A 22,626-nucleotide genomic window follows, 5' to 3' on the forward strand; every position below is an offset into this window, starting at 1 on the left:
TTAATAAATGATCGTCGTGATTTTTTTTCTGATTATTTTAGTGTCGCCTTTTCTTTATTCAGGTCGAATAAAAGGGGACAGAGTCAATTACTAATAAAATGGTTAAAAAGTGAGCGGAAAAACCGCTCAAAAAAAATTGATTCATTATTATTTTTGATTGTTGTCACAATAATGGACATTTCTATTCATAACAATGACCCACGAATTCAGTACGAATTTCCACTTATTGCAAAATTTTAAATTAATAGGAAACCATTATGGGAACAGTAAGCTCAGGCTCTGCTCATAAAATGGGAGTCATTGCCCTAACGTTAGTGACTGCATCAAATATGATGGGGTCTGGCGTATTTATGTTGCCAACTAATCTCGCAGGCATAGGCTCCATCTCAATATGGGGATGGGTATTTACCATCATCGGTGTTATTGCACTTGCATTAGTTTTCGCTAAAACCAGTTTAATTACACCTCGTACCGGCGGTATCGTTGCTTATGCCAGTGATGCCTTCGGCCCATTCATTGGGTTTCAGACAACAATGTGCTATTGGATCAGCGCATGGGTAGGTAACGTTGCATTATTGGTCGCAGGTGTCGGCTATCTCAGTTTCTTTTTCCCGGAGCTCAAAAATCCAACTTACGGTTGTATTGCCGCAATTATTATTCTGTGGGCATTTGTTTTCCTTGCTAGTTTTGGTGCCAAAGTTGCGGGGCGGGCACAATCCTTTACCGCAACCTGCGGGTTAATCGTAATATTAGGCGTAGGATGTATTGGGTGGTTCTGGTTTAACCCGTCGCTCTATACTGAAGTTTATAATGGAACGGGACATAGTGATTCCTCGGCAATTATTTCTGCTGCGTCGATTGCGCTATGGGGCTTCCTTGGTATTGAATCTGCAGTCGTTTCTACCGGTCAGGTCGAAGATCCAGAACGCACGGTTCCTCGGGCTACCGTTATGGGGTTATTAATCGCTTCCGTATGCTATGTTGGTAGCTGCACCGTTATTATGGGGTTGGTACCACATAATGTTCTGGTAGATTCAGCCGCACCTTTTGCTGATGCCGCACGCTATATGTTCGGTAATACGGCAGGGAACATTGCTTCCGCACTGAGCATCATTGCCTGCTTTGGCTCAATTTCAGGTTGGTTGATACTTCAGTCAGAAGGCCCGCGCGCAGGTGCTCAACAAGGACTTTTCCCGAAATTCTTTGAAGAAACCAACAAGCAAGATGTCCCGATGAAAAGCCTCGTTTTTACCGGTGTATTAATGAGTATTGTCTTGCTTCTGACGGCATCTCCGAATCTGGCGAAACAATTCCAGGCTGTAATCTTAATGTCGGTATTTGCTTCACTTCTGCCATATATGTACGCCCTGATTTCGCTTCCAATTATCCTTGTTTCAAAGAAAGCCAATCGTGGAAGATCGTTTATGTTTTACTGCACGTTGGTTGTTATTGGCATGATTTACTGCATTTTTGCTTTGCTTGGTTCTGGCAGCGACTCCATATTCTGGGGCATCTTGATGATGATGGTAACCATTCCATTGTTCTCATTTGTTGCTGCCGGGCGTAGTAAGAAAGGTCAGGATATTCTTTATTTAGATAAACGTATCTAAACGTATCCAACTGTATTGGTTTTATCCACGGGAGTTTAAAATGACATTATCTATTGTCGATCAGAATAAGCTCGATGCTTTTTGGTCATATTGCGTAAAAAATCAGTATTTTAATATAGGTTATCCGGAGTCAGCCGACTTCGATTACACGATACTGGAACGGTTTATGCGTTTCTCCATAAATAATTGTGGTGACTGGGGGGAGTATTGCAATTATTTGCTGAACTCGTTTGATTTTGAAAAAGAAGTAATGGAGTATTTCGCCAGTATTTTCAAAATCCCATTTGAAGAAAGCTGGGGTTACGTTACCAATGGGGGAACTGAAGGCAATATGTTTGGCTGCTATCTGGGGCGTGAACTGTTTCCAGAAGGTACGCTTTATTACTCGAAAGATACTCATTATTCCGTTGCGAAAATTGTTAAGTTGTTGCGCATTAAATCAAGTCTGGTGGAATCACAGCCGAATGGTGAGATGGACTATGATGATTTGATTCGTAAAATTCAACGCGATAACGAAGAACATCCGATTATTTTTGCAAATATCGGCACAACCGTTCGTGGCGCTATTGATAATATTGCTGAGATCCAACAACGGATTGGTCAACTGGGTATCAAACGTGACGATTATTATCTACACGCTGATGCTGCGTTGAGCGGTATGATTTTGCCGTTTGTGAACGATCCGCAGCCTTTTAACTTCGCTGATGGTATTGATTCTATTGGCGTTTCAGGTCACAAAATGATTGGTTCGCCTATTCCCTGCGGCATCGTGGTAGCGAAAAGGAAAAACGTTGATCGGATTTCTGTCGAAATTGATTACATCTCTGCACACGATAAAACCATTTCTGGTTCTCGTAACGGCCATACACCGCTAATGATGTGGGAAGCTATTCGCAGCCATTCCTGGAGCGACTGGCAACGCCGCATTGAACATAGCCTGAATATGGCGCAGTACGCAGTCGATCGCTTACAGGCTGCTGGTATTGATGCCTGGCGCAATAAAAACTCTATTACCGTGGTTTTCCCTTGTCCGTCAGAAGCTGTCTGGAAGAAGCACTGTCTGGCCACCTCCGGTGACATCGCTCACCTGATTACCACTGCGCACCACCTTGACTCCAGCAAGATTGATGAGCTGATTGACGATGTGATTGCTGACCTGAACCAGCAGGCCGCATGAAGAAAGGGCAGTGATAATCATCACTGCCCTCAGGGGCGGCGCAACCGATGCCGAGACCAATCATTATCGGTTGCGTCTATCAGGCTCTGTTCTTACAGAGCCTTCAACGAGATTAACGCTTTACCGATGGGTTGTAACGACAAACTTTGGCCCTGGACATGCGCGGGAGGAGTCCCGTTCATCTCACTATGATCTATTAAATGAGGACTGGCATGGATAAATGTTGCGCGAAGACAAACCAAATGGGTCTGCTTGCGCTGACCATGATGACAGCATCAAATATGATGGGTAGCGGTGTGTTTATGCTGCCTGCCACGCTTGCGAGAATAGGTTCAATCTCTGTCTGGGGATGGGGACTCGCGTTTTTAGCGATTGCTGCCCTGGCACTCATTTTCTGCAAAATGAGTGAGTTATTTCCGCGCAATGGCGGCATCATAGCCAGTATTACTGCCAGCTTTGGCCCCTTTATCGGCCTACAAATGACATTGTTCTATTGGTTGTCAACGTGGATTGGCAACTGCGCGCTGCTGTTAGCCGGCGTGGGATATCTCTCTTTCTTCTTCCCGGTATTACACAACCCACTTTATGGTACGACAGCATGCATAGTGCTGCTTTGGTGCTCTGTTCTTTGGGGATTACGTGGAGCGAAACGGGTTGGCTATATGCAAATGTTCACGGGCAGCTGCATGGTGCTGGTGATCCTCAGCATCGGCGTCATGGGCTGGGGACATTTTGACGTTGCGCGTTATCAGGCAGCCTGGAATCTTAGTGGCGTCAGTGATCATCAGGCAATCATTAACGCGGCAACTATCTCATTATGGGGTTTTCTGGGCATTGAATCTGCATCTGTCTCGTTTAGCCAAGTGAAAAACCCACGCCGCACAATACCTCTGGCCACCTTGTTAGGGTTGGGGCTCGCTGGGTTATGTTATGCCAGTTCAACCAATGTCATGATGGGGCTACTCCCCCATGATGTGCTGATGAACTCCTCCTCTCCTTTTGCCGACAGCGCAAAAGCAATGTGGGGAAGTACGGTTGGGGCGATTATTTCAGCCATGGTCGTTATCGCTTGCCTCGGGGCGATGCCTGGTTGGCAAATCCTGCAAACTGAAGTGCCCAGGGCTGCGGCGGAAGATAATTTACTCCCTGCTTTTTTTGCCCGTACTAACCGCCATGGTGTTCCCTGGTGTGGGTTGATTTTTACTGCAGCGCTGATGACTGCACTCCTGCTATTCACATTGTCGCCAAATCTGCAGAACCAGTTCCAGAGCGTGATTACATTGGCCATCTCTGCCTGCTTACTCCCCTATGCATTTGCTGCAGTATCACTGCCGGTCATGATAGTTGTTCATCGCCGGGGAGGTGATGCCAGTTTCTGGAGTTATTGCTGCCTCAGCCTGGTTGCGTTGAGCTTTATTGCACTGGCGCTAATGACAGAGAGTGCCTCTACCGTGGTATGGGGCATTATTTTACAGATGATCACCATCCCTCTTTACCTTCTTTATGTTGCCCGGCGCCATCGTCTGAACAAGGGTGTCCCGCAGCACAATTTGACTGAACAATCTTTTTCTTTATTAAGCAAGGAGTTGTCATGAGCAAAATTCAGGCTATACGAGGTATGCGCGATGTGCTGCCTGACGAAACACCAATGTGGCAGTGGCTGGAGCGTAAATTTCATCAAATGGCGTTTCGTTATGGATACCAGGAAATGCGTCTGCCGCTCCTGGAGCCCGTTGCGCTCTTTGAACGTGCGGTGGGTGAAGCGACCGATATTGTCTCAAAAGAAATGTACGATTTTACCGATAAAAGCGGTGAGCATATTACCTTGCGTCCGGAAGGGACCAGCGGATGTATGCGTGCGGTCCTGGAAAATAACATGTGTTACAACAAGTCACAGCGTTTGTGGTATCAGGGACCGATGTTTCGTTACGAGCGTCCGCAAAAAGGGCGGTTACGCCAGTTCACGCAGTTTGGCGTCGAAGCCTTCGGAATGTCTGGTGCCGATGTTGATGCTGAACTGATCTTTATGGTGCGCGATCTATTTGAAGATTTAGGCATATCACAGAACGTCCGGCTGGAAATTAACTCATTAGGGACGCCGGAAGAACGCCAGGCACATCGCAGGGAACTGGTGAGTTGGTTTACTCAACATAGAGACTTGTTGGACGAAGACAGCATCAAGCGTCTGGACGCAAACCCTCTGCGTATCCTCGATAGTAAAAACCCTGAAATGCAAGAAATGATAGAGAACGCACCTCGTTTACTGGATTTTCTGGAGGATGATTCACAGCGGCATTTCAATACGTTGCGGACTCTGCTCGACAATGCCGATATAACCTATCACATTAACCCACGCTTGGTGCGCGGGTTGGATTACTATTCACGCACTGTTTTTGAATGGATTACCGATGACTTAGGTTCTCAGGGGACAGTCTGCGGTGGTGGTCGTTATGATGGTCTGGCTGAGTTATTTAATGGTAAGAAATTGCCCGCCTGTGGGTTTGCCATAGGTATCGAACGATTGTTGCTTCTGCTGCAGACTGTTTATGACGGTCTGAATCCTCAGTGGCAATTCCATCCTGACGTTGTGATTACCAGCGAGCTGGAGGATGGGGGCATACAGGTGCAAGTGCTGGCTTGCGCGCTTCGTCGAGACTTGCCTGGTTTGCGTGTCCTCACTGATTGTAGCGGTACCAAACTTAAACGACAGCATCAAAATGCCCTTAAGAGCGGTTGTCGTTTTATTCTGACCATTAATGCTGATCAACAAATTCGTCTTTGGGATTTACAAAATAACCAGCAAAATCTACTAGCGATTCAAGATATTGCATTACGACTTGATGAGCTTAACCAGAAATAAGTGAACTGGGCTATCAAAAGGGCATCTTGTTGTCTTTTGGTAGCTCCTGTAAGATTCTCTAGAAATCCTAATATATTAACAGACGTGGCTTATGCACTAATAAAAAACACTATTTAGCCAACTTAAATATTATTTAAACATTATTCCTATGCCACGAAAAAACCGATTATTTATCGATGGAATTCCTCACCTCGTGCAATTGTGCGGGCATAATGATGAAACTATTTTTAAAGGTGAAGAGGATTACCAGTATTTTTATCAATGCGTCGATACTGCAATGAGTATCTATGCGGTAAGATTACATGCGTATTCACTTTCATCAAAGAAAATATTTTTATTTCTGTCCGCTCCTGATAAAGAATGCCTCGGGCGTTTTATGCAATATATCGCCAAAGGTTACACCCACTACTTCAACCACCGTCACCAACGCCATGGCACGCTTTGGGATAGTCGATACAATTGCTGCCCCGTCGAACCCAACGCCTATTTCTTACTGACAAAAAAATACGTTGAATGCCATTGCGTGGATGAAACTCCGCATCATAGTTTTGCTGATTCCCCCGAAGTGCGGATCACTCCCCATGAAGAGTACCTGCGCCTCGGAGAAAATGCGGCGCAGCGTTCCGGTGCCTACCAGCGCTTTTGCCTGGGGATGATTGTTCCGGCAGTCATTACGCGTATTGAGTCATCACTGGCGCAAAACTGCCTACTGGCAACGACACCTTACTCTCAGTCGCTGGAAGAAAAATATCAGCGGAATCTGCGGCCACGAAAAAGTGGTCGTCCACGTAAGCATTACCAGAACCCCGCCGCGGACTGGGAGTGGCTGGAAAAAAAAGCGGAGTATTTATTGCAGCAGTATTGCTACAAGGAGATCCGCATGCCGCTTCTTGAAAGGCTGGAAGAAAACGCTACGAGGTCTTTTTCCGGTGAAAGTGATGAGCTAATGCTTAATCATCAGGCGTTATTTCGCGGTGATGGAACGATGGGCTGTCTACGGCTTTTATCGCAATATCAGAATTTACAAATTGGCACACGATTATGGTATCTGGGGGCAATGTTCCGCCGTCAGAACCAGCAGAACATCAGCCAATTTCATCAATTGGGCGTGGAAGCGTTTGGCTATCCAGATATTGGCATTGAGATTGAACTCATTTCCTTACAGTACGATTTTTTCAAATCGCTACAACTGTTGCCGTTTGTCGAACTCAAAATCAATACATTAGGCAATGTCGAAGAGTTCACTCAATTTCGCCGTCACTTGCAGCAATACTATCAGCCGCTGGCATCACTGCTTAATGCCAGGCAGTTAGCTTGCCTGGAGCAACATCCTGAGCGCTTACTGAGTGATAAAGATAATTTGATGCTGCGCCTGGCAGAAAAGGCGCCGCAACTTGAAGCATGCCTGTCATTACAATCCCGTCAGCGTTTTACGCACCTTTGCGACTCACTGACTGCACTGAATATCCCTTTTACCCACGATAAAAATCTCTTCCCCGTAAATGACTATAACGACCAGCTTTTTGAATGGTATGCGGATTCGTTGCATCACAATAAATTACTGTGTCGGGGCGGGCGTTACGACAATAGCGCCAGTCGGCTAATTGGGCATCCTGTCTCTGCATGCGGCTTCGCTTTCATGCTGGAACCGATTATGCAGTTGCTTACCGCTACGAAAAAAAGCAGCGATTATGCTAAGCATGTCGATGTTGTCATCATACCCAGCCAGGAACGGGCACGGGATCAGGCAATACTACTTGGCCGCCGGCTCAGGCGTAATTTCCCGCATTTGAGCATTGTCAATGACTGCTCCACGCTACGCTTATCGACCCGGCAGAAGAACGCGCAACGCCAGGGAGCACGTTTTATTTTGCTTATAGACGGCAGCGACAATGAGGTCACTTTTTGTGATGAAGAAAACCATTGCTGGGTGCAAATCCCCCTTCATGAAGTGACAGCGCATTTAAGTATGGCGTTAATGATGTAACCCGGTGGCTCGCAATGAGAAGTGGCATTCCCTTTATTGAAGGGGATAACGTTCTTTATCTGGTAAAAGGTACTGGTGGATATTTCCCGTTTTGTGACAACCAACACAAAACGCTGTGCGATACGTTTTTCTCGAGAATAAATGAACGCAATCGATCGCCATCACAAAATTACTCGCTGATAAATCGTACAAAACCAGTGTTAATATAATGTTGCATATGATAATTTTATGTATGATTTGATTTGAATATTAATAAATGCAATGTTTCTTTACAAACAAATAAGGCGAAAAAATGTGATGCATGGCGTTATTTATTCATGGTTACAATTAAAATATAATTAAATTTGATAAGTTGCTTATTAAATTTAAGCATCATTTTGCCGGATAATTGCTCTGTAATTGATTGAAATATAGCCTTTCACGATTTTTGGAAATAGCGGAAAAAACAGGTGTGTTATTGCCATAAAATTCCGTTATCCCCCCATCTTTTTTTGATTAAAGTCAGGTTAAAGTGAGATCGTGTTTTTGTAATTTGTTGATTATAAAGAATTTTATTGTTTAATAATAATCTTACAAAATGTAAGTGAAGGGGATTTGTGAGTGGTCGCACATATCCTCGATTGCTTAATTTGGTACACTTCCTGCCGTCAACAAAGTAATTAACGCAGGTCGATATGAATACTATTACTCTCCCTAAAACACAGCATTTAGTGGTCTTTCAGGAAGTCATTAGAAGTGGTTCTATCGGCTCGGCTGCAAAAGAATTAGGTTTAACTCAACCCGCTGTCAGCAAAATCATTAACGATGTTGAGGCTTATTTTGGTATTGAGTTAGTCGTACGTAAAAATACCGGTGTGACACTGACCCAGGCAGGTCAGGTGATGCTTTCATGGTCTGAATCCATTACCCGCGAAATGAAAAACATGGTTGATGAGATGAACAGCATGACCAGCAACGCGGTCGTTGATGTGTCGTTTGGCTTCCCTTCACTGATCGCCTTTACCATCATGTCCGGCATGATAAAAAAATTTAAAGAGGTGTTCCCGAAAGCGCAGGTTTCCATGTATGAGGCTCAGCTCTCCTCTTTCTTACCTGCGGTACGCGATGGGCGTCTGGATTTCGCCATTGGTACGCTAAGTGATGAGATGAAACTGCAGGACCTCCATGTTGAGCCGCTTTTTGAGTCAGAGTTTATTCTGGTGGCCAGTAAGTCCCGAACATGCACCGGCATCACCTCGCTGAGCGCGTTGAAAAACGAACAGTGGGTGTTGCCACAAACGAATATGGGTTACTACAGCGAACTTCTCACCACGTTACAAAATAATGGCATCAGCAGTGAAAACATCGTTAAAACAGACTCCGTTGTCACGATTTATAATCTTGTTCTCAATGCTGATTTCTTAACAGTAATTCCCTGTGATATGACCGCCCCATTTGGTTCAGACCAGTTTATTACTATCCCGGTAGAAGAAGCCTTACCGGTTGCACGTTATGCCGCCGTTTGGTCTAAAAATTATCGAATAAAAAAAGCAGCATCTATTTTGGTTGAATTAGCCAAAGAATATTCATCATATAATTCTTGTAGACGAAAGCAATTAATTGAAATTGATTAAAGATTGAACTTGTTTTAATGAGAAATTAACGCCATCGGTCTATATCAGACGTTGGTCACGGCTATCTATTTACTTTAATACCCAGGTAAGAGGTTCTAATGCACATTACATACGATCTCCCAGTTGCAATTGAAGATATCCTCGAAGCGAAAAAAAGACTGGCGGGGAAAATTTATAAAACGGGAATGCCTCGCTCTAACTATTTTAGTGAACGTTGCAAAGGGGAAATTTTCCTCAAGTTTGAAAACATGCAGCGTACCGGTTCATTTAAAATCCGTGGCGCTTTTAACAAGCTCAGTTCCTTAACTGAAGCAGAAAGAATGAAGGGTGTGGTGGCTTGCTCTGCAGGTAACCATGCGCAGGGCGTTTCTCTCTCCTGCGCTATGCTCGGTATCGACGGCAAAGTGGTGATGCCAAAAGGCGCGCCGAAGTCTAAAGTGGCGGCAACCTGCGATTATTCCGCAGAAGTTGTGCTGCACGGCGACAACTTCAACGACACCATCGCGAAGGTCAGCGAGATTGTGGAAACGGAAGGCCGTATCTTTATTCCGCCATACGATGACCCGAAAGTTATTGCGGGCCAGGGAACGATTGGCCTGGAAATTTTAGAAGATCTGTACGATGTCGATAACGTGATTGTACCAATTGGCGGTGGCGGACTGATTGCGGGTATTGCCGTAGCAATTAAATCTATCAACCCAACAATTAGAATTATTGGTGTGCAGTCTGAAAACGTTCACGGCATGGCGGCATCTTTCCACGCTGGAGAAATAACCACGCACCGAACGACCGGCACCCTGGCGGATGGTTGTGACGTCTCTCGCCCGGGTACTTTAACGTATGAAATTGTTCGTGAGTTGGTGGATGACATTGTCCTGGTCAGCGAAGATGAAATTCGCAACAGCATGGTGGCATTAATTCAGCGAAATAAAGTTGTGACTGAAGGTGCCGGTGCGCTGGCATGCGCAGCATTATTAAGCGGGAAATTAGATAGCTATATCCAGAACAGAAAAACAGTCAGCATTATTTCTGGCGGTAATATCGACCTTTCTCGTGTATCTCAAATTACTGGTTTAGTTGACGCTTAATATACTTCGTTGAGGATAGGATATGAGTACTACTGATAGCATTGTATCCAGCCAGACAAAACAGTCGTCCTGGCGCAAATCGGACACCACCTGGACACTGGGTTTATTTGGTACAGCCATCGGCGCAGGGGTGCTGTTCTTCCCTATCCGCGCAGGTTTTGGCGGACTGATCCCCATTCTGATCATGCTGGTGTTAGCATACCCCATCGCCTTCTATTGCCACCGTGCGCTGGCACGCCTGTGTCTTTCCGGTTCTAATCCTTCCGGTAACATCACAGAAACGGTTGAAGAGCACTTTGGTAAAACGGGCGGCGTGGTTATCACGTTCCTCTACTTCTTTGCGATTTGTCCGCTGCTGTGGATTTATGGCGTCACCATTACCAACACCTTTATGACCTTCTGGGAAAACCAGCTGCAGATGCCCGCGTTAAACCGTGGCTTCGTGGCACTGTTCCTGCTGCTGTTGATGGCATTCGTCATCTGGTTCGGTAAAGATCTGATGGTTAAAGTGATGAGCTACCTGGTATGGCCGTTTATCGCCAGCCTGGTGCTAATCTCTCTGTCACTGATTCCTTACTGGAACTCTGCGGTTATCGATCAGGTTGATCTCAGCAATATCGCACTGACTGGCCATGACGGCATCCTGGTTACCGTATGGCTGGGTATTTCCATCATGGTGTTCTCTTTCAACTTCTCGCCAATCGTTTCTTCCTTCGTGGTCTCTAAACGCGAAGAGTATGAGAAAGATTTCGGTCGCGAATTTACCGAGCAGAAATGTTCCAAAATCATCTCCCGCGCCAGTATGCTGATGGTTGCCGTGGTTATGTTCTTCGCCTTTAGCTGCCTGTTTACGCTGTCTCCGGCAAATATGGCGGATGCGAAAGCACAGAACATTCCAGTACTGTCTTACCTGGCGAACCACTTCGCGTCACTGTCCGGTACGAAGTCCACCTTCGCGACCGTTCTGGAGTACGGTGCTTCTATCATCGCCCTGGTCGCTATCTTCAAATCTTTCTTCGGCCACTATCTGGGTACGCTGGAAGGTCTGAACGGTCTGGTGCTGAAGTTTGGTTACAAAGGCGATAAAACGAAAGTTTCCGTCGGCAAACTGAACACCATCAGCATGATCTTCATCATGGGCTCCACCTGGGTTGTGGCTTACGCCAACCCGAACATCCTGGACCTGATTGAAGCAATGGGCGCGCCGATTATCGCCTCACTGCTCTGCCTGCTGCCGATGTATGCCATCCGTAAAGCGCCGTCACTGGCGAAATACCGTGGCCGTCTGGATAACGTGTTTGTTACCGCGATTGGTCTGCTGACCATCCTGAACATTGTCTACAAACTGTTTTAATCCATAAGCTCAGGATGAGCGGAGTAGTGAAATGAATGAGTTTCCGGTAGTACTGGTTATTAACTGTGGTTCATCTTCCATTAAATTCTCAGTGCTGGATGCAGCAAACTGTGAAGTTTTACTGGCGGGAATTGCAGACGGTATTAACTCTGAAAATGCGTTCATAGCAATTAATGGAGGAGAGCCAGCTAAGCTGGCTCACCACAGCTACGAAGACGCATTAAAAGCCATTGCCGTTGAACTGGAGAAACGTAATTTAATGGACAGCGTGGCCTTAATTGGCCACCGCATTGCCCACGGCGGAAATATCTTTACCGAATCAGCCATTATTACTGATGAAGTTATCGAAAATATCCGCCGGGTCTCTCCTTTAGCACCGTTACATAATTATGCGAACTTAAGCGGAATCGAATCTGCTCAGCATCTTTTCCCTGGCCGGCAGCAGGTTGCGGTATTTGATACCAGCTTCCACCAGACGATGGCGCCTGAAGCGTATTTGTACGGTTTACCGTGGAAATATTTCGAAGAGTTGGGCGTTCGTCGTTACGGCTTCCACGGCACGTCGCATCGCTATGTTTCTCAACGTGCGCATGAGCTGCTTGAGCTACCGCATGATGATTCTGGCCTGGTTGTGGCTCACCTCGGGAATGGGGCGTCTATCTGTGCGGTGCGTAATGGACAGAGCGTGGATACCTCGATGGGGATGACGCCTCTGGAAGGCCTGATGATGGGGACACGCAGCGGTGATGTGGACTTCGGTGCGATGGCGTGGATCGCCAGTGAAACCAACCAGACGCTAAGCGACCTTGAACGCGTAGTTAATAAGGAATCTGGCCTGCTGGGTATTTCCGGTTTGTCGTCCGACTTACGTACGCTGGAAAAAGCCTGGCACGAGGGACATGAGCGTGCGCAACTGGCGATTAAAACGTTTGTGCATCGTATCGCGCGTCATATCGCCGGGCATGCCGCATCGCTGCATCGTCTTGATGGGATTATTTTCACCGGTGGAATAGGTGAAAACTCGGTATTAATTCGCCGCCTGGTGATTGAGCACCTTGCTGTTTTAGGTGTGAATATCGACAGTGAAATGAATAGTCTGCCAAATTCCCATGGCGAAAGAATTATCTCCAATAAAGATGCTCATGTTATTTGTGCGGTTATTCCCACGAATGAAGAGAAAATGATTGCGCGTGATGCCATTGCGTTAGGCAAAATTAATACACCAGTAGAATTTGCATAATTAATTTTCAGCAGAGAGATTATTTTTCATGAAGGTAAATATCGATACCAGCGATATGCTGTATGCCGAAGCCTGGAATGGCTTTAAAGGTACGGACTGGAAAGAAGAAATTAATGTCCGTGATTTTATTCAGCACAACTATACGCCTTATGAAGGGGATGAATCTTTCCTCGCCGAAGCCACGCCTGCGACCACAGCATTGTGGGAAAAAGTCATGGCGGGCATCCGTATTGAAAACTCGACGCATGCGCCGGTTGATTTTGATACCAATATTGCGACGACAATTACCGCACACGATGCGGGTTATATTGAACAGGAACTGGAAAAAATCGTCGGTCTGCAAACGGATAAGCCACTCAAGCGTGCTCTGCATCCGTTTGGCGGCATCAACATGATCAAAAGCTCTTTTGATGCTTATGGCCGTGAAATGGATGCTGATTTTGAGTACCAGTTTACTGAACTGCGTAAAACCCATAACCAGGGTGTATTCGACGCCTACTCTCCGGATATGCTGCGCTGCCGTAAATCCGGCGTGCTGACCGGTCTGCCGGACGGCTATGGTCGTGGCCGTATCATCGGTGACTATCGCCGCGTCGCGCTGTACGGTATCCGCTACCTGGTGCGCGAGCGTGAACTGCAGTTTGCCGATCTCCAGTCGAACCTGGAGTGGGGGCAGAATCTTGAAGCCACGATTCGCCTGCGTGAAGAGCTGTCTGAACATCGCCGCGCCCTGCTGCAAATGCAGGAAATGGCGGCGAAATATGGCTGCGATATCTCCCGCCCGGCGCGTAATGCGCAGGAAGCGGTGCAGTGGGTGTACTTTGCTTATCTGGCTGCGGTGAAATCGCAGAACGGCGGCGCGATGTCGCTGGGTCGCACCGCATCGTTCCTCGACATCTACATTGAGCGCGATTTCAAAGCGGGAATTTTAGACGAGCAGCAGGCGCAGGAGCTGATCGACCACTTCATTATGAAGATCCGTATGGTACGCTTCCTGCGTACGCCGGAATTCGACACCCTGTTCTCAGGCGACCCTATCTGGGCGACCGAAGTTATCGGCGGTATGGGGCTGGATGGCCGCACGCTGGTGACGAAAAACTCGTTCCGCTACCTGCATACGCTGCACACTATGGGCCCGGCACCTGAGCCGAACCTGACGGTGCTGTGGTCTGAACAGCTACCGATTGCCTTCAAAAAATATGCTGCCCAGGTGTCTATCATCACCTCGTCTTTGCAGTACGAAAACGACGATTTGATGCGTGCCGACTTTGACAGCGATGACTATGCCATTGCCTGCTGCGTCAGCCCGATGGTTATCGGCAAACAAATGCAGTTCTTCGGTGCACGTGCCAACCTCGCCAAAACGTTGCTGTACGCAATCAACGGCGGCGTGGATGAGAAGCTGACAATCCAGGTCGGGCCGAAAACGGCACCGCTGATGGATGACGTGCTGGACTACGACACGGTGATGGAGAGCCTGGACCACTTTATGGACTGGCTGGCCGTGCAGTACATCAGCGCGCTGAACATCATCCACTACATGCACGACAAGTACAGCTACGAAGCTTCGCTGATGGCGCTGCACGATCGTGATGTCTATCGCACGATGGCCTGCGGCATGGCGGGTCTGTCCGTAGCGGCGGATTCTCTGTCGGCTATTAAGTACGCCCGCGTGAAACCGATTCGCGATGAAAACGGCCTGGCAATTGATTTCGAAATCGAAGGCGACTATCCGCAATACGGCAACAACGACGAGCGCGTGGACAGCATTGCCTGCGACCTGGTCGAACGCTTTATGAAGAAAATTAAGGTGTTGCCAACTTACCGTAACGCGGTGCCGACGCAGTCCATCCTGACCATCACTTCCAACGTAGTGTACGGACAGAAAACCGGTAACACGCCGGACGGACGTCGCGCAGGTACGCCGTTTGCGCCAGGGGCGAACCCGATGCATGGCCGCGATCGTAAAGGTGCGGTGGCGTCGTTAACCTCGGTCGCCAAACTGCCGTTTACCTATGCCAAAGACGGTATCTCGTACACCTTCTCCATTGTGCCGGCAGCGCTGGGCAAAGAGGACAGCGTACGTAAAACCAACCTGGTCGGTCTGCTGGACGGTTACTTCCATCATGAAGCGCATGTGGAAGGCGGGCAGCATCTGAACGTTAACGTCATGAACCGTGAAATGTTGATGGATGCCATTGAGCACCCGGAAAACTATCCGAACCTGACGATCCGCGTGTCTGGCTATGCGGTGCGCTTCAACGCGCTGACCCGCGAACAGCAGCAGGATGTTATTTCACGTACTTTCACCCAGGCGCTCTGACGCCGGAGGGACTATGAGAAAAGTTATTGCAACCGAATGTGCGCCAGGGGCGATTGGGCCTTACGTACAGGGTGTGGATCTGGGCAGCATGGTATTGACGTCAGGTCAAATCCCGGTGTGTCCACAGACCGGTGAAGTGGCGGAAAACGTAGCCGATCAGGCGCGTCAAAGCCTGGAGAACGTGAAAGCGATTGTCGAGTCTGCAGGTTTGAAAGTGAGCGATATCGTGAAGACCACCGTTTTCGTTTCCGACCTGAACGACTTCGCCACCATCAATCAGGTGTACCAGCAGTTCTTTGATGAGCATAAGGCAATCTACCCTACGCGCAGCTGCGTGCAGGTCGCCCGCTTACCAAAGGATGTGAAGCTGGAGATTGAAGCCATCGCCGTACGTGGCGACATGCTGTAATCCCTTGCGGGGCGATCTCAGGATCGCCCCGATCCTTAATGAGTGTGAAACCTGGTCTTCACTGAACGGCAATCCGAGGGTGTGGATATGATTAGCGCATTCGATATTTTCAAGATTGGCATTGGACCTTCCAGCTCCCATACCGTGGGGCCAATGAATGCAGGTAAAAGCTTTATTGATCTGTTGGTCAGCAGCGGGGAACTTCCCAGGGCCACACATATTGTGGTCGATCTTTACGGATCGCTTTCCCTGACCGGAAAAGGTCATGCGACAGATGTCGCCATTATGATGGGGCTGGCCGGTAACAGTCCGCAAAACGTTAATATAGATTCAATCGCTGGTTTTACTCAGGAAGTAGCCCGTACCGGACGTTTACCGGTGGCAGAGGGCACGCATATTGTCGATTTCTCCCCAGACGAAAATATTCTCTTTCACGCCGAAACGCTGCCGCGCCATGAAAATGGTATGCGTATCACCGCGTGGAACGGCAGCGAGACGCTATTAAGCAAAACCTATTACTCCGTCGGCGGTGGTTTTATCGTTGAAGAGGAGCAATTTGGTCAGGCGCATGATGTTGAAGCACACGTGCCCTACAATTTTCATTCCGCCAGCGAACTGCTGAAACTGTGTGAGCGCAACGGGCTGTCTGTTTCCGGCCTGATGATGCAAAACGAACTGGCGATGCGCAGCAAAGAAGAAATCGATGCTGGCTTTGCTGCCATTTGGGACGTCATGCATGCCGGGATTGAGCGCGGCATGAATACCGAAGGTGTGCTTCCGGGCCCGCTTAATGTACCGCGTCGCGCCGTGGCACTGCGTCGGCTGCTGGTTTCCAGCGACAACCTGTCCAGCGACCCGATGAACGTCATTGACTGGATCAACATGTTCGCGCTGGCCGTGAGCGAAGAAAACGCCGCCGGGTGTCGGGTGGTGACCGCACCGACCAACGGTGCATGCGGGATTATTCCCGCCGTCCTGGCCTATTACGACAAGTTCCGCCGTCCGGTGAATGCCAACTCCATCGCCCGTTATTTGCTGGCCGCGGGGGCGATAGGTGCGCTGTATAAGATGAATGCCTCGATTTCGGGTGCCGAAGTCGGCTGCCAGGGGGAAATTGGCGTAGCCTGTTCAATGGCGGCTGCCGGGTTGACAGAGTTGCTTGGCGGTAGCCCGTCTCAGGTGTGTATTGCGGCGGAAATCGCTATGGAGCATAACCTGGGGCTGACCTGCGATCCGGTGGCCGGGCAGGTGCAAATCCCGTGCATTGAACGTAATGCGATCAACGCAGTGAAAGCCGTCAACGCCGCGCGCATGGCGCTACGTAGGACGTCAGAACCACGCGTTTCGCTCGATAAAGTGATCGAGACCATGTATGAGACGGGCAAAGACATGAACGACAAATACCGTGAAACTTCACGTGGAGGCCTGGCTATCAAAGTGATTTGCACTTAACTGAATTTGTGTTTATTTCTCCTTTGGGCGCACTTGAGTGCGCCCTTTTTTTTGTTGTGATCTGCTTCAAAAATAGAAAATAATCCCATTTTGTAAATATAAAATAGAATAATTTTATTAAACATCATGAAATGAAGGGGTATTTATGTGAAGTTTTTCTCTGACCCTCGGCGTATGATTTCTCCATTCAAACGAACTCGCCTGCACGACTCGTACCGCGTATCGCATTGATGCGGAACGGAAAAATAATAAAACCTTACCCTACATTTTGAGCGAGATTTTTATGGAAACGGCAACGAATAACAGCGTAATACTCGACGCATCAGCGCCTGCGCGTCGGGCGGGAATGAACGAAAGCGAATGGCGGGAAGCTATTAAGTTCGACAGCACGGATACCGGCTGGGTCATTATGAGTATCGGTATGGCGATTGGTGCGGGGATTGTTTTTCTTCCTGTCCAGGTCGGGTTGATGGGGCTGTGGGTGTTCTTGCTGTCCTCTATCATTGGCTACCCAGCCATTTATCTGTTCCAGCGCCTGTTTATTAACACGCTTGCGGAATCTCCGGAATGCAAAGACTACCCGAGCGTAATCAGCGGCTATTTGGGTAAAAACTGGGGCATCCTGTTAGGCGCATTATATTTTGTGATGCTGGTAATCTGGATGTTCGTCTACTCCACGGCTATCACTAACGATAGCGCCTCTTATCTGCACACTTTTGGCGTTACTGAAGGTTTACTGTCCGACAGCCCGTTCTATGGCCTGGTGCTGATTTGCATCCTGGTGGCCATCTCGTCACGCGGAGAAAAACTGCTGTTTAAAATCTCCACCGGCATGGTGCTGACCAAGCTGCTGGTGGTGGCTGCGCTTGGTGTATCGATGGTGGGAATGTGGCATTTGTATAACGCGGGCTCACTGCCGCCGATGGCGCTGCTGATCAAAAACGCAATTATCACGCTGCCGTTTACCCTGACTTCAATTCTGTTTATTCAGACGCTAAGCCCGATGGTTATTTCGTACCGCTCTCGTGAGAAATCGATTGAGGTGGCACGCCATAAAGCTCTGCGTGCTATGAACATCGCATTCGGTATTCTGTTTGTCACCGTCTTTTTCTACGCCGTTTCCTTCACGCTGGCGATGGGGCATGACGAAGCGGTTAAAGCCTATGAGCAGAACATTTCCGCTCTGGCGATTGCTGCGCAGTTTATCAGTGGTGATGGTGCAGGTTGGGTGAAAATCGTCAGCGTTATCCTGAACATTTTCGCCGTGATGACCGCTTTCTTCGGTGTTTACTTAGGCTTTCGTGAAGCGACTCAGGGGATCGTAATGAACGTGCTGCGCAGCAAAATGCCAGCCGAGAAAATCAACGAAACCCTGGTTCAGCGCGGCATTATGGTTTTCGCCATCCTGCTGGCCTGGAGTGCAATTGTGCTCAATGCGCCGGTGCTGAGCTTCACCTCTATTTGTAGCCCAATCTTCGGCATGGTGGGCTGCTTGATCCCGGCCTGGCTGGTCTACAAAGTTCCTGCATTGCACAAATACAAAGGCGCCTCTCTGTACCTGATTATCGTCACCGGCCTGTTGTTGTGCGTTTCTCCGTTCCTGGCATTTTCCTGAGTTATCTGAGCAAGGGTTGTTGTTATGTTTGAGACTACATTGAATCCATTATGGGATAGTTTTATTCGCGCGGTGCAGGAAGAAGTAAAACCTGCGCTGGGTTGTACTGAACCTATCTCTCTGGCTCTGGCTGCGGCCGTCGCTTCTGCTGAGCTGGACGGCGCGGTGGAACGCATTGATGCGTGGGTCTCACCAAACCTGATGAAAAACGGCATGGGCGTTACCGTGCCGGGTACCGGGATGGTAGGTCTTCCCGTAGCGGCTGCGCTGGGGGCTTTGGGGGGAAATGCCGAGGCTGGGTTAGAAGTACTGAAAGACGCGTCGCCACAAGCGATTGCTGATGCGAAAACGATGCTTAACGCAGGGAAGGTTGCTGTGATGCTGCAGGAGCCTTGCGAGGACATCCTCTTTTCCCGCGCGAAGGTTTACGGTGCTGAAGGATGGGCGTGCGTGACGATTGTCGGCGGTCATACCAACATTGTACACATCGAGACCAATAACGGCGTGGTGTTTACTAAGCCTGAGCAGGTTCAGGCTGATGAGCAGGAATCCCCGCTGGCAGTGCTATCCCACACGTCGCTGGAAGAGATTGTGGCATTTGTGAATGCTGTGCCGTTTGACGCTATTCGCTTTATTCTTGATGCGGCAAAACTGAACGGTGCGCTGTCTCAGGAAGGACTGCGCGGCAACTGGGGCTTGCACATCGGAACTACGCTGGAGAAGCAGTGCGCACGTGGTCTGCTGGCGAACGATCTCTCCACTGCCATTCTTATTCGTACCAGCGCGGCATCGGATGCGCGAATGGGCGGGGCGACGCTGCCGGCCATGAGCAACTCCGGTTCTGGTAATCAGGGGATTACCGCCACCGTCCCAGTGATGGTTGTAGCTGAGCATTTTGGCGCAGATGAGGAGAAACTGGCGCGTGCGCTGATGCTGTCTCACCTGAGCGCTATTTACATCCATCATCAGCTTCCGCGTTTGTCTGCGCTGTGCGCGGCAACTACGGCCGCAATGGGCGCAGCAGCGGGGATGGCATGGATCGTAGATGGTCGCTACAACACCATCGCGATGGCGATCAGCAGCATGATTGGCGACGTGAGCGGAATGATTTGCGATGGCGCTTCAAACAGCTGTGCGATGAAAGTCTCAACCAGCGCATCTGCGGCGTGGAAAGCGGTACTCATGGCGCTGGATGATACTGCCGTAACCGGAAACGAAGGGATTGTGGCGCATAACGTGGAACAATCTATCGCTAACCTGTGTGCGCTGGCGTGTCGTTCGATGCAGGAAACCGATAAGCAGATCATTGAGATCATGGCCAGTAAGGCGCATTAATCCCCAGGTCGGGTAAGGCGTTGCCGCCACCCGGCATAAGTCTAAGCCGCCTTTTCAGGCGGCTTCTTCATCTTCCAGCCGTAGTTCAGCATCGGCCACAATCGCTTCCAGCTCTGTCAGCATTTCTTCATAGCCGAAGGGAACTGTTTCCTGTTTTTTCGGCGCAGCCTGCGGCTGGTGTTTTTTTGATGACTTCTTGCGCAATAGTCGTACTCCCTTGATTCCAATGACTATACGGGCAAATCTATCAGCAAAGCGCGCAATGGGGTATCGGCAACTAACGTTATGTTAGTTTCATCACGAATAAATGCGCCATCACCGCAGGTGAGCGCTTCTTTTTCGGCACCTGAAGTGACCGCGTGGAACGTGCCATGGATCGACTGCAAATACGCGCGAGGTCCATGTAACTGAAAACTCAGTGATTCACCTTTTTGCAACTCAACATGATGTACCCAGACCTGCTGGCGAAGATGCAGGCTACCCTGTTCACCGTCCGGTGAGGCCAGCAGCTGATGCTTACCTGCACTCAGCGTGGCTTTCTGTACGCAGGCGTTTTCGCGCTGCGGGCAGGCGTCCAGCCAGAGCTGCATTCTGGTCAGGGGCTTATCTTTGCTGATATTGTGCTCGCTGTAGCTGATCCCAGGTTGCGTAGCGAGCAGTAACACCTCTCCGGCTTTGGCCTGAATATGGTTACCTTCACTGTCGCGATACTCTGCTTCCCCTTCGAGGATCAGATTGACGATATCAACCTTTGGATAGGTACGTGGCTGGAAAGAGGCCCCCGGTGCCAGAACTTCCTGGTTCAGAACACGCAGCGAGGCATAACCCAGCAGTTTAGGATCAAAATAGTGTCCAAAGGAGAAGGTATAACGGGCCTGCAGCCAGCCGTAGTCTGCTTGCCCGCATTGTTTGGCTGTACGGGTAGTAATCATAGTTCTTGACCTCTCTTTACTTCCTTTTATGTTAAATGGCTAGACGCTGCATTGTTAGCCAGATATTCTGCCCGGTATGTTCAAATTTCCTGAATGAGAACGAGATGGCCAAAGAACGGGCTTTAACGCTTGAAGCGTTACGCGTCATGGACGCAATAGACAGGCGCGGCAGCTTTGCCGCCGCGGCAGATGAACTGGGACGCGTACCTTCCGCCCTCAGCTACACCATGCAGAAACTGGAAGAAGAGCTGGACGTGGTGCTGTTTGACCGCTCAGGTCACCGCACAAAATTTACCAACGTCGGGCGTATGCTGCTTGAACGTGGCCGCGTGTTGCTGGAGGCTGCGGATAAACTGACGACCGATGCTGAAGCACTGGCCCGTGGTTGGGAAACGCATCTGACGATTGTCACTGAAGCGTTGGTGCCAACGGCGGCATTCTTCCCGCTTATTGACCGCCTTGCCGGAAAGGCGAACACGCAGCTTTCCGTCATCACTGAAGTGCTGGCCGGGGCGTGGGAGCGTCTGGAGCAGGGCAGAGCGGATATCGTGATCGCGCCGGATATGCATTTCCGCTCATCATCAGAAATTAACTCGCGCAAGCTGTACTCGCTGATGAACGTGTATGTGGCGGCGCCGGATCACCCGATCCACCAGGAGCCGGAACCGTTGTCAGAAGTCACTCGTGTGAAATACCGGGGCATAGCGGTGGCGGATACTGCCCGTGAACGCCCGGTGCTGACAGTTCAGCTTCTCGATAAACAACCACGCCTGACGGTGAGTACGATAGAAGATAAACGCCAGGCGCTGTTGGCTGGACTTGGCGTGGCGACGATGCCATACCCGCTGGTGGAAGCGGATATTGCGGCTGGCCGGCTGCGTGTGGTTAGCCCGGAATCGACAAACGAAATAGATATCATCATGGCCTGGCGTCGGGACAGTATGGGCGAAGCGAAGTCCTGGTGTTTGCGGGAAATCCCCAAGCTGTTTGCCGGGAAATAAGAAATACGCCCCTTCAACGGAAGGGGCGTATTTAAATTCAGGACAACTGTTTGGGGTCAGCGCCGAAGCGGTTGCTCCCCGGCGTGCCGTTTTGACAGTTGAAAATAATGATGACCAACCAGCCGACAATCGGGATCAGCAGCACCAGTAGCCACCAGGCTGAACGGTCGGTGTCATGTAAACGCCGGAACTGTACTGCCCACCACGGTATAAAAACCAGAATTGCATAAATCGTTGTTAATATGCCTTCTCCCCCGGTGCGTTGCCAGCCAAACATCCTGTCTAACACGCTCAGCACGAACGTAAAGATGATGTTGACCAAAATAAACATCCAGTACTCTTTGCGCCGTGCACGACCACCAAAACCAAAGTAGTTCTTTAATACGTTTAAATACCAATCCATTTTCGCCTCGTTCTGCGTTCAATTACTTGTTTTTAAAGCAATCAAATTAAGAATAGCTGCGAATGGAATGCTGGTAAATGTTTGTAGTATTAATTATTTGGCCCGCAGATGGGTAATGCTATTCAGTTAACGCCTCAGTTTCAGAAAGTATCGCCTGTGTGGGTAGAAGTTATGAATATGCTCTCTCAGAGAAAGGGTTCCGTTCACCTCATGTTCATAGTTTCTCT

General features: G+C 49.1%; 18 protein-coding genes. 15 read left to right on the forward strand and 3 right to left on the reverse strand.

The annotated features are described in order from the left end of the window. The first annotated feature begins 257 nt into the window (after positions 1-257). The 14 genes from hdcC (at position 258) to OGY19_RS11435 (ending at position 20,063) form a co-directional block, all read left to right on the forward strand. On the forward strand, positions 258-1,610 hold the full coding sequence (gene hdcC, locus OGY19_RS11370) for a histidine-histamine antiporter (RefSeq protein ID WP_115601415.1): 1,353 nt from the start codon (positions 258-260) through the stop codon (positions 1,608-1,610). A 40-nt stretch (positions 1,611-1,650) separates the two neighbouring features. Continuing rightward, positions 1,651-2,787, forward strand: a complete 1,137-nt coding sequence (locus OGY19_RS11375; protein ID WP_048213363.1) for a histidine decarboxylase — start codon at positions 1,651-1,653, stop codon at positions 2,785-2,787. Positions 2,788-2,999: 212 nt separating this feature from the next. Continuing rightward, complete coding sequence (locus tag OGY19_RS11380) at positions 3,000-4,382, forward strand: amino acid permease (protein WP_260846220.1); 1,383 nt, start codon at positions 3,000-3,002, stop codon at positions 4,380-4,382. Continuing rightward, complete coding sequence (gene hisS / locus OGY19_RS11385; protein WP_115601417.1) at positions 4,379-5,647, forward strand: histidine--tRNA ligase; 1,269 nt, start codon at positions 4,379-4,381, stop codon at positions 5,645-5,647. Before OGY19_RS11380 ends, hisS begins: the two co-directional genes overlap by 4 nt. Positions 5,648-5,795: 148 nt before the next feature. After that, positions 5,796-7,634: an ATP phosphoribosyltransferase regulatory subunit gene (locus OGY19_RS11390; RefSeq protein ID WP_048213360.1), complete on the forward strand. Its 1,839-nt coding sequence runs from the start codon at positions 5,796-5,798 to the stop codon at positions 7,632-7,634. A 674-nt stretch (positions 7,635-8,308) separates the two neighbouring features. Then, on the forward strand, positions 8,309-9,247 hold the full coding sequence (gene tdcA, locus OGY19_RS11395) for a transcriptional regulator TdcA (protein ID WP_048213359.1): 939 nt from the start codon (positions 8,309-8,311) through the stop codon (positions 9,245-9,247). A gap of 98 nt (positions 9,248-9,345) precedes the next feature. After that, complete coding sequence (tdcB, locus tag OGY19_RS11400) at positions 9,346-10,335, forward strand: bifunctional threonine ammonia-lyase/L-serine ammonia-lyase TdcB (protein WP_048213358.1); 990 nt, start codon at positions 9,346-9,348, stop codon at positions 10,333-10,335. Between the two features lie 22 nt (positions 10,336-10,357). After that, positions 10,358-11,689 carry a threonine/serine transporter TdcC gene (tdcC, locus tag OGY19_RS11405; RefSeq protein WP_005131699.1) on the forward strand — a complete coding sequence of 444 codons (1,332 nt, stop codon included), beginning with the start codon at positions 10,358-10,360 and terminating at the stop codon, positions 11,687-11,689. 31 nt (positions 11,690-11,720) lie between these two features. Continuing rightward, complete coding sequence (gene tdcD / locus OGY19_RS11410; RefSeq protein WP_115601418.1) at positions 11,721-12,929, forward strand: propionate kinase; 1,209 nt, start codon at positions 11,721-11,723, stop codon at positions 12,927-12,929. 28 nt (positions 12,930-12,957) lie between these two features. Further along, a complete protein-coding gene (gene pflB, locus OGY19_RS11415) occupies positions 12,958-15,252 on the forward strand; it encodes a formate C-acetyltransferase (protein ID WP_115601419.1) in 2,295 nt (764 codons plus the stop codon). A 13-nt stretch (positions 15,253-15,265) separates the two neighbouring features. Beyond that, positions 15,266-15,661: an enamine/imine deaminase gene (locus OGY19_RS11420; protein ID WP_048213355.1), complete on the forward strand. Its 396-nt coding sequence runs from the start codon at positions 15,266-15,268 to the stop codon at positions 15,659-15,661. A gap of 87 nt (positions 15,662-15,748) precedes the next feature. Then, complete coding sequence (gene tdcG / locus OGY19_RS11425; RefSeq protein WP_061068663.1) at positions 15,749-17,113, forward strand: L-serine ammonia-lyase; 1,365 nt, start codon at positions 15,749-15,751, stop codon at positions 17,111-17,113. Between the two features lie 283 nt (positions 17,114-17,396). Further along, on the forward strand, positions 17,397-18,728 hold the full coding sequence (locus OGY19_RS11430) for an SLC5/6 family protein (protein ID WP_286596491.1): 1,332 nt from the start codon (positions 17,397-17,399) through the stop codon (positions 18,726-18,728). A gap of 24 nt (positions 18,729-18,752) precedes the next feature. Continuing rightward, positions 18,753-20,063, forward strand: a complete 1,311-nt coding sequence (locus OGY19_RS11435) for an L-cysteine desulfidase family protein (protein ID WP_115601421.1) — start codon at positions 18,753-18,755, stop codon at positions 20,061-20,063. Between the two features lie 54 nt (positions 20,064-20,117). Here the strand turns inward: OGY19_RS11435 and OGY19_RS11440 are convergent, their stop codons facing one another. Further along, positions 20,118-20,267, reverse strand: a complete 150-nt coding sequence (locus tag OGY19_RS11440; RefSeq protein WP_186336729.1) for a protein YhaL — start codon at positions 20,265-20,267, stop codon at positions 20,118-20,120. Positions 20,268-20,293: 26 nt separating this feature from the next. After that, a complete protein-coding gene (locus OGY19_RS11445; protein ID WP_048213351.1) occupies positions 20,294-20,995 on the reverse strand; it encodes a pirin family protein in 702 nt (233 codons plus the stop codon). Between the two features lie 104 nt (positions 20,996-21,099). Between OGY19_RS11445 and yhaJ the strand changes: the two genes are divergently transcribed. Further along, positions 21,100-21,996, forward strand: coding sequence for a DNA-binding transcriptional regulator YhaJ (yhaJ, locus tag OGY19_RS11450; protein WP_048213350.1), 897 nt, complete (start codon positions 21,100-21,102; stop codon positions 21,994-21,996). Between the two features lie 37 nt (positions 21,997-22,033). Here the strand turns inward: yhaJ and OGY19_RS11455 are convergent, their stop codons facing one another. Next, entirely contained in the window at positions 22,034-22,399 is a 366-nt protein-coding gene (locus tag OGY19_RS11455) for a DUF805 domain-containing protein (RefSeq protein ID WP_115601422.1), read from the reverse strand. Between the last annotated feature and the right edge of the window lie 227 nt (positions 22,400-22,626).

Source organism: Citrobacter sp. Cy070 (genome assembly GCF_030332245.1).
GTDB lineage: Bacteria > Pseudomonadota > Gammaproteobacteria > Enterobacterales > Enterobacteriaceae > Citrobacter > Citrobacter youngae.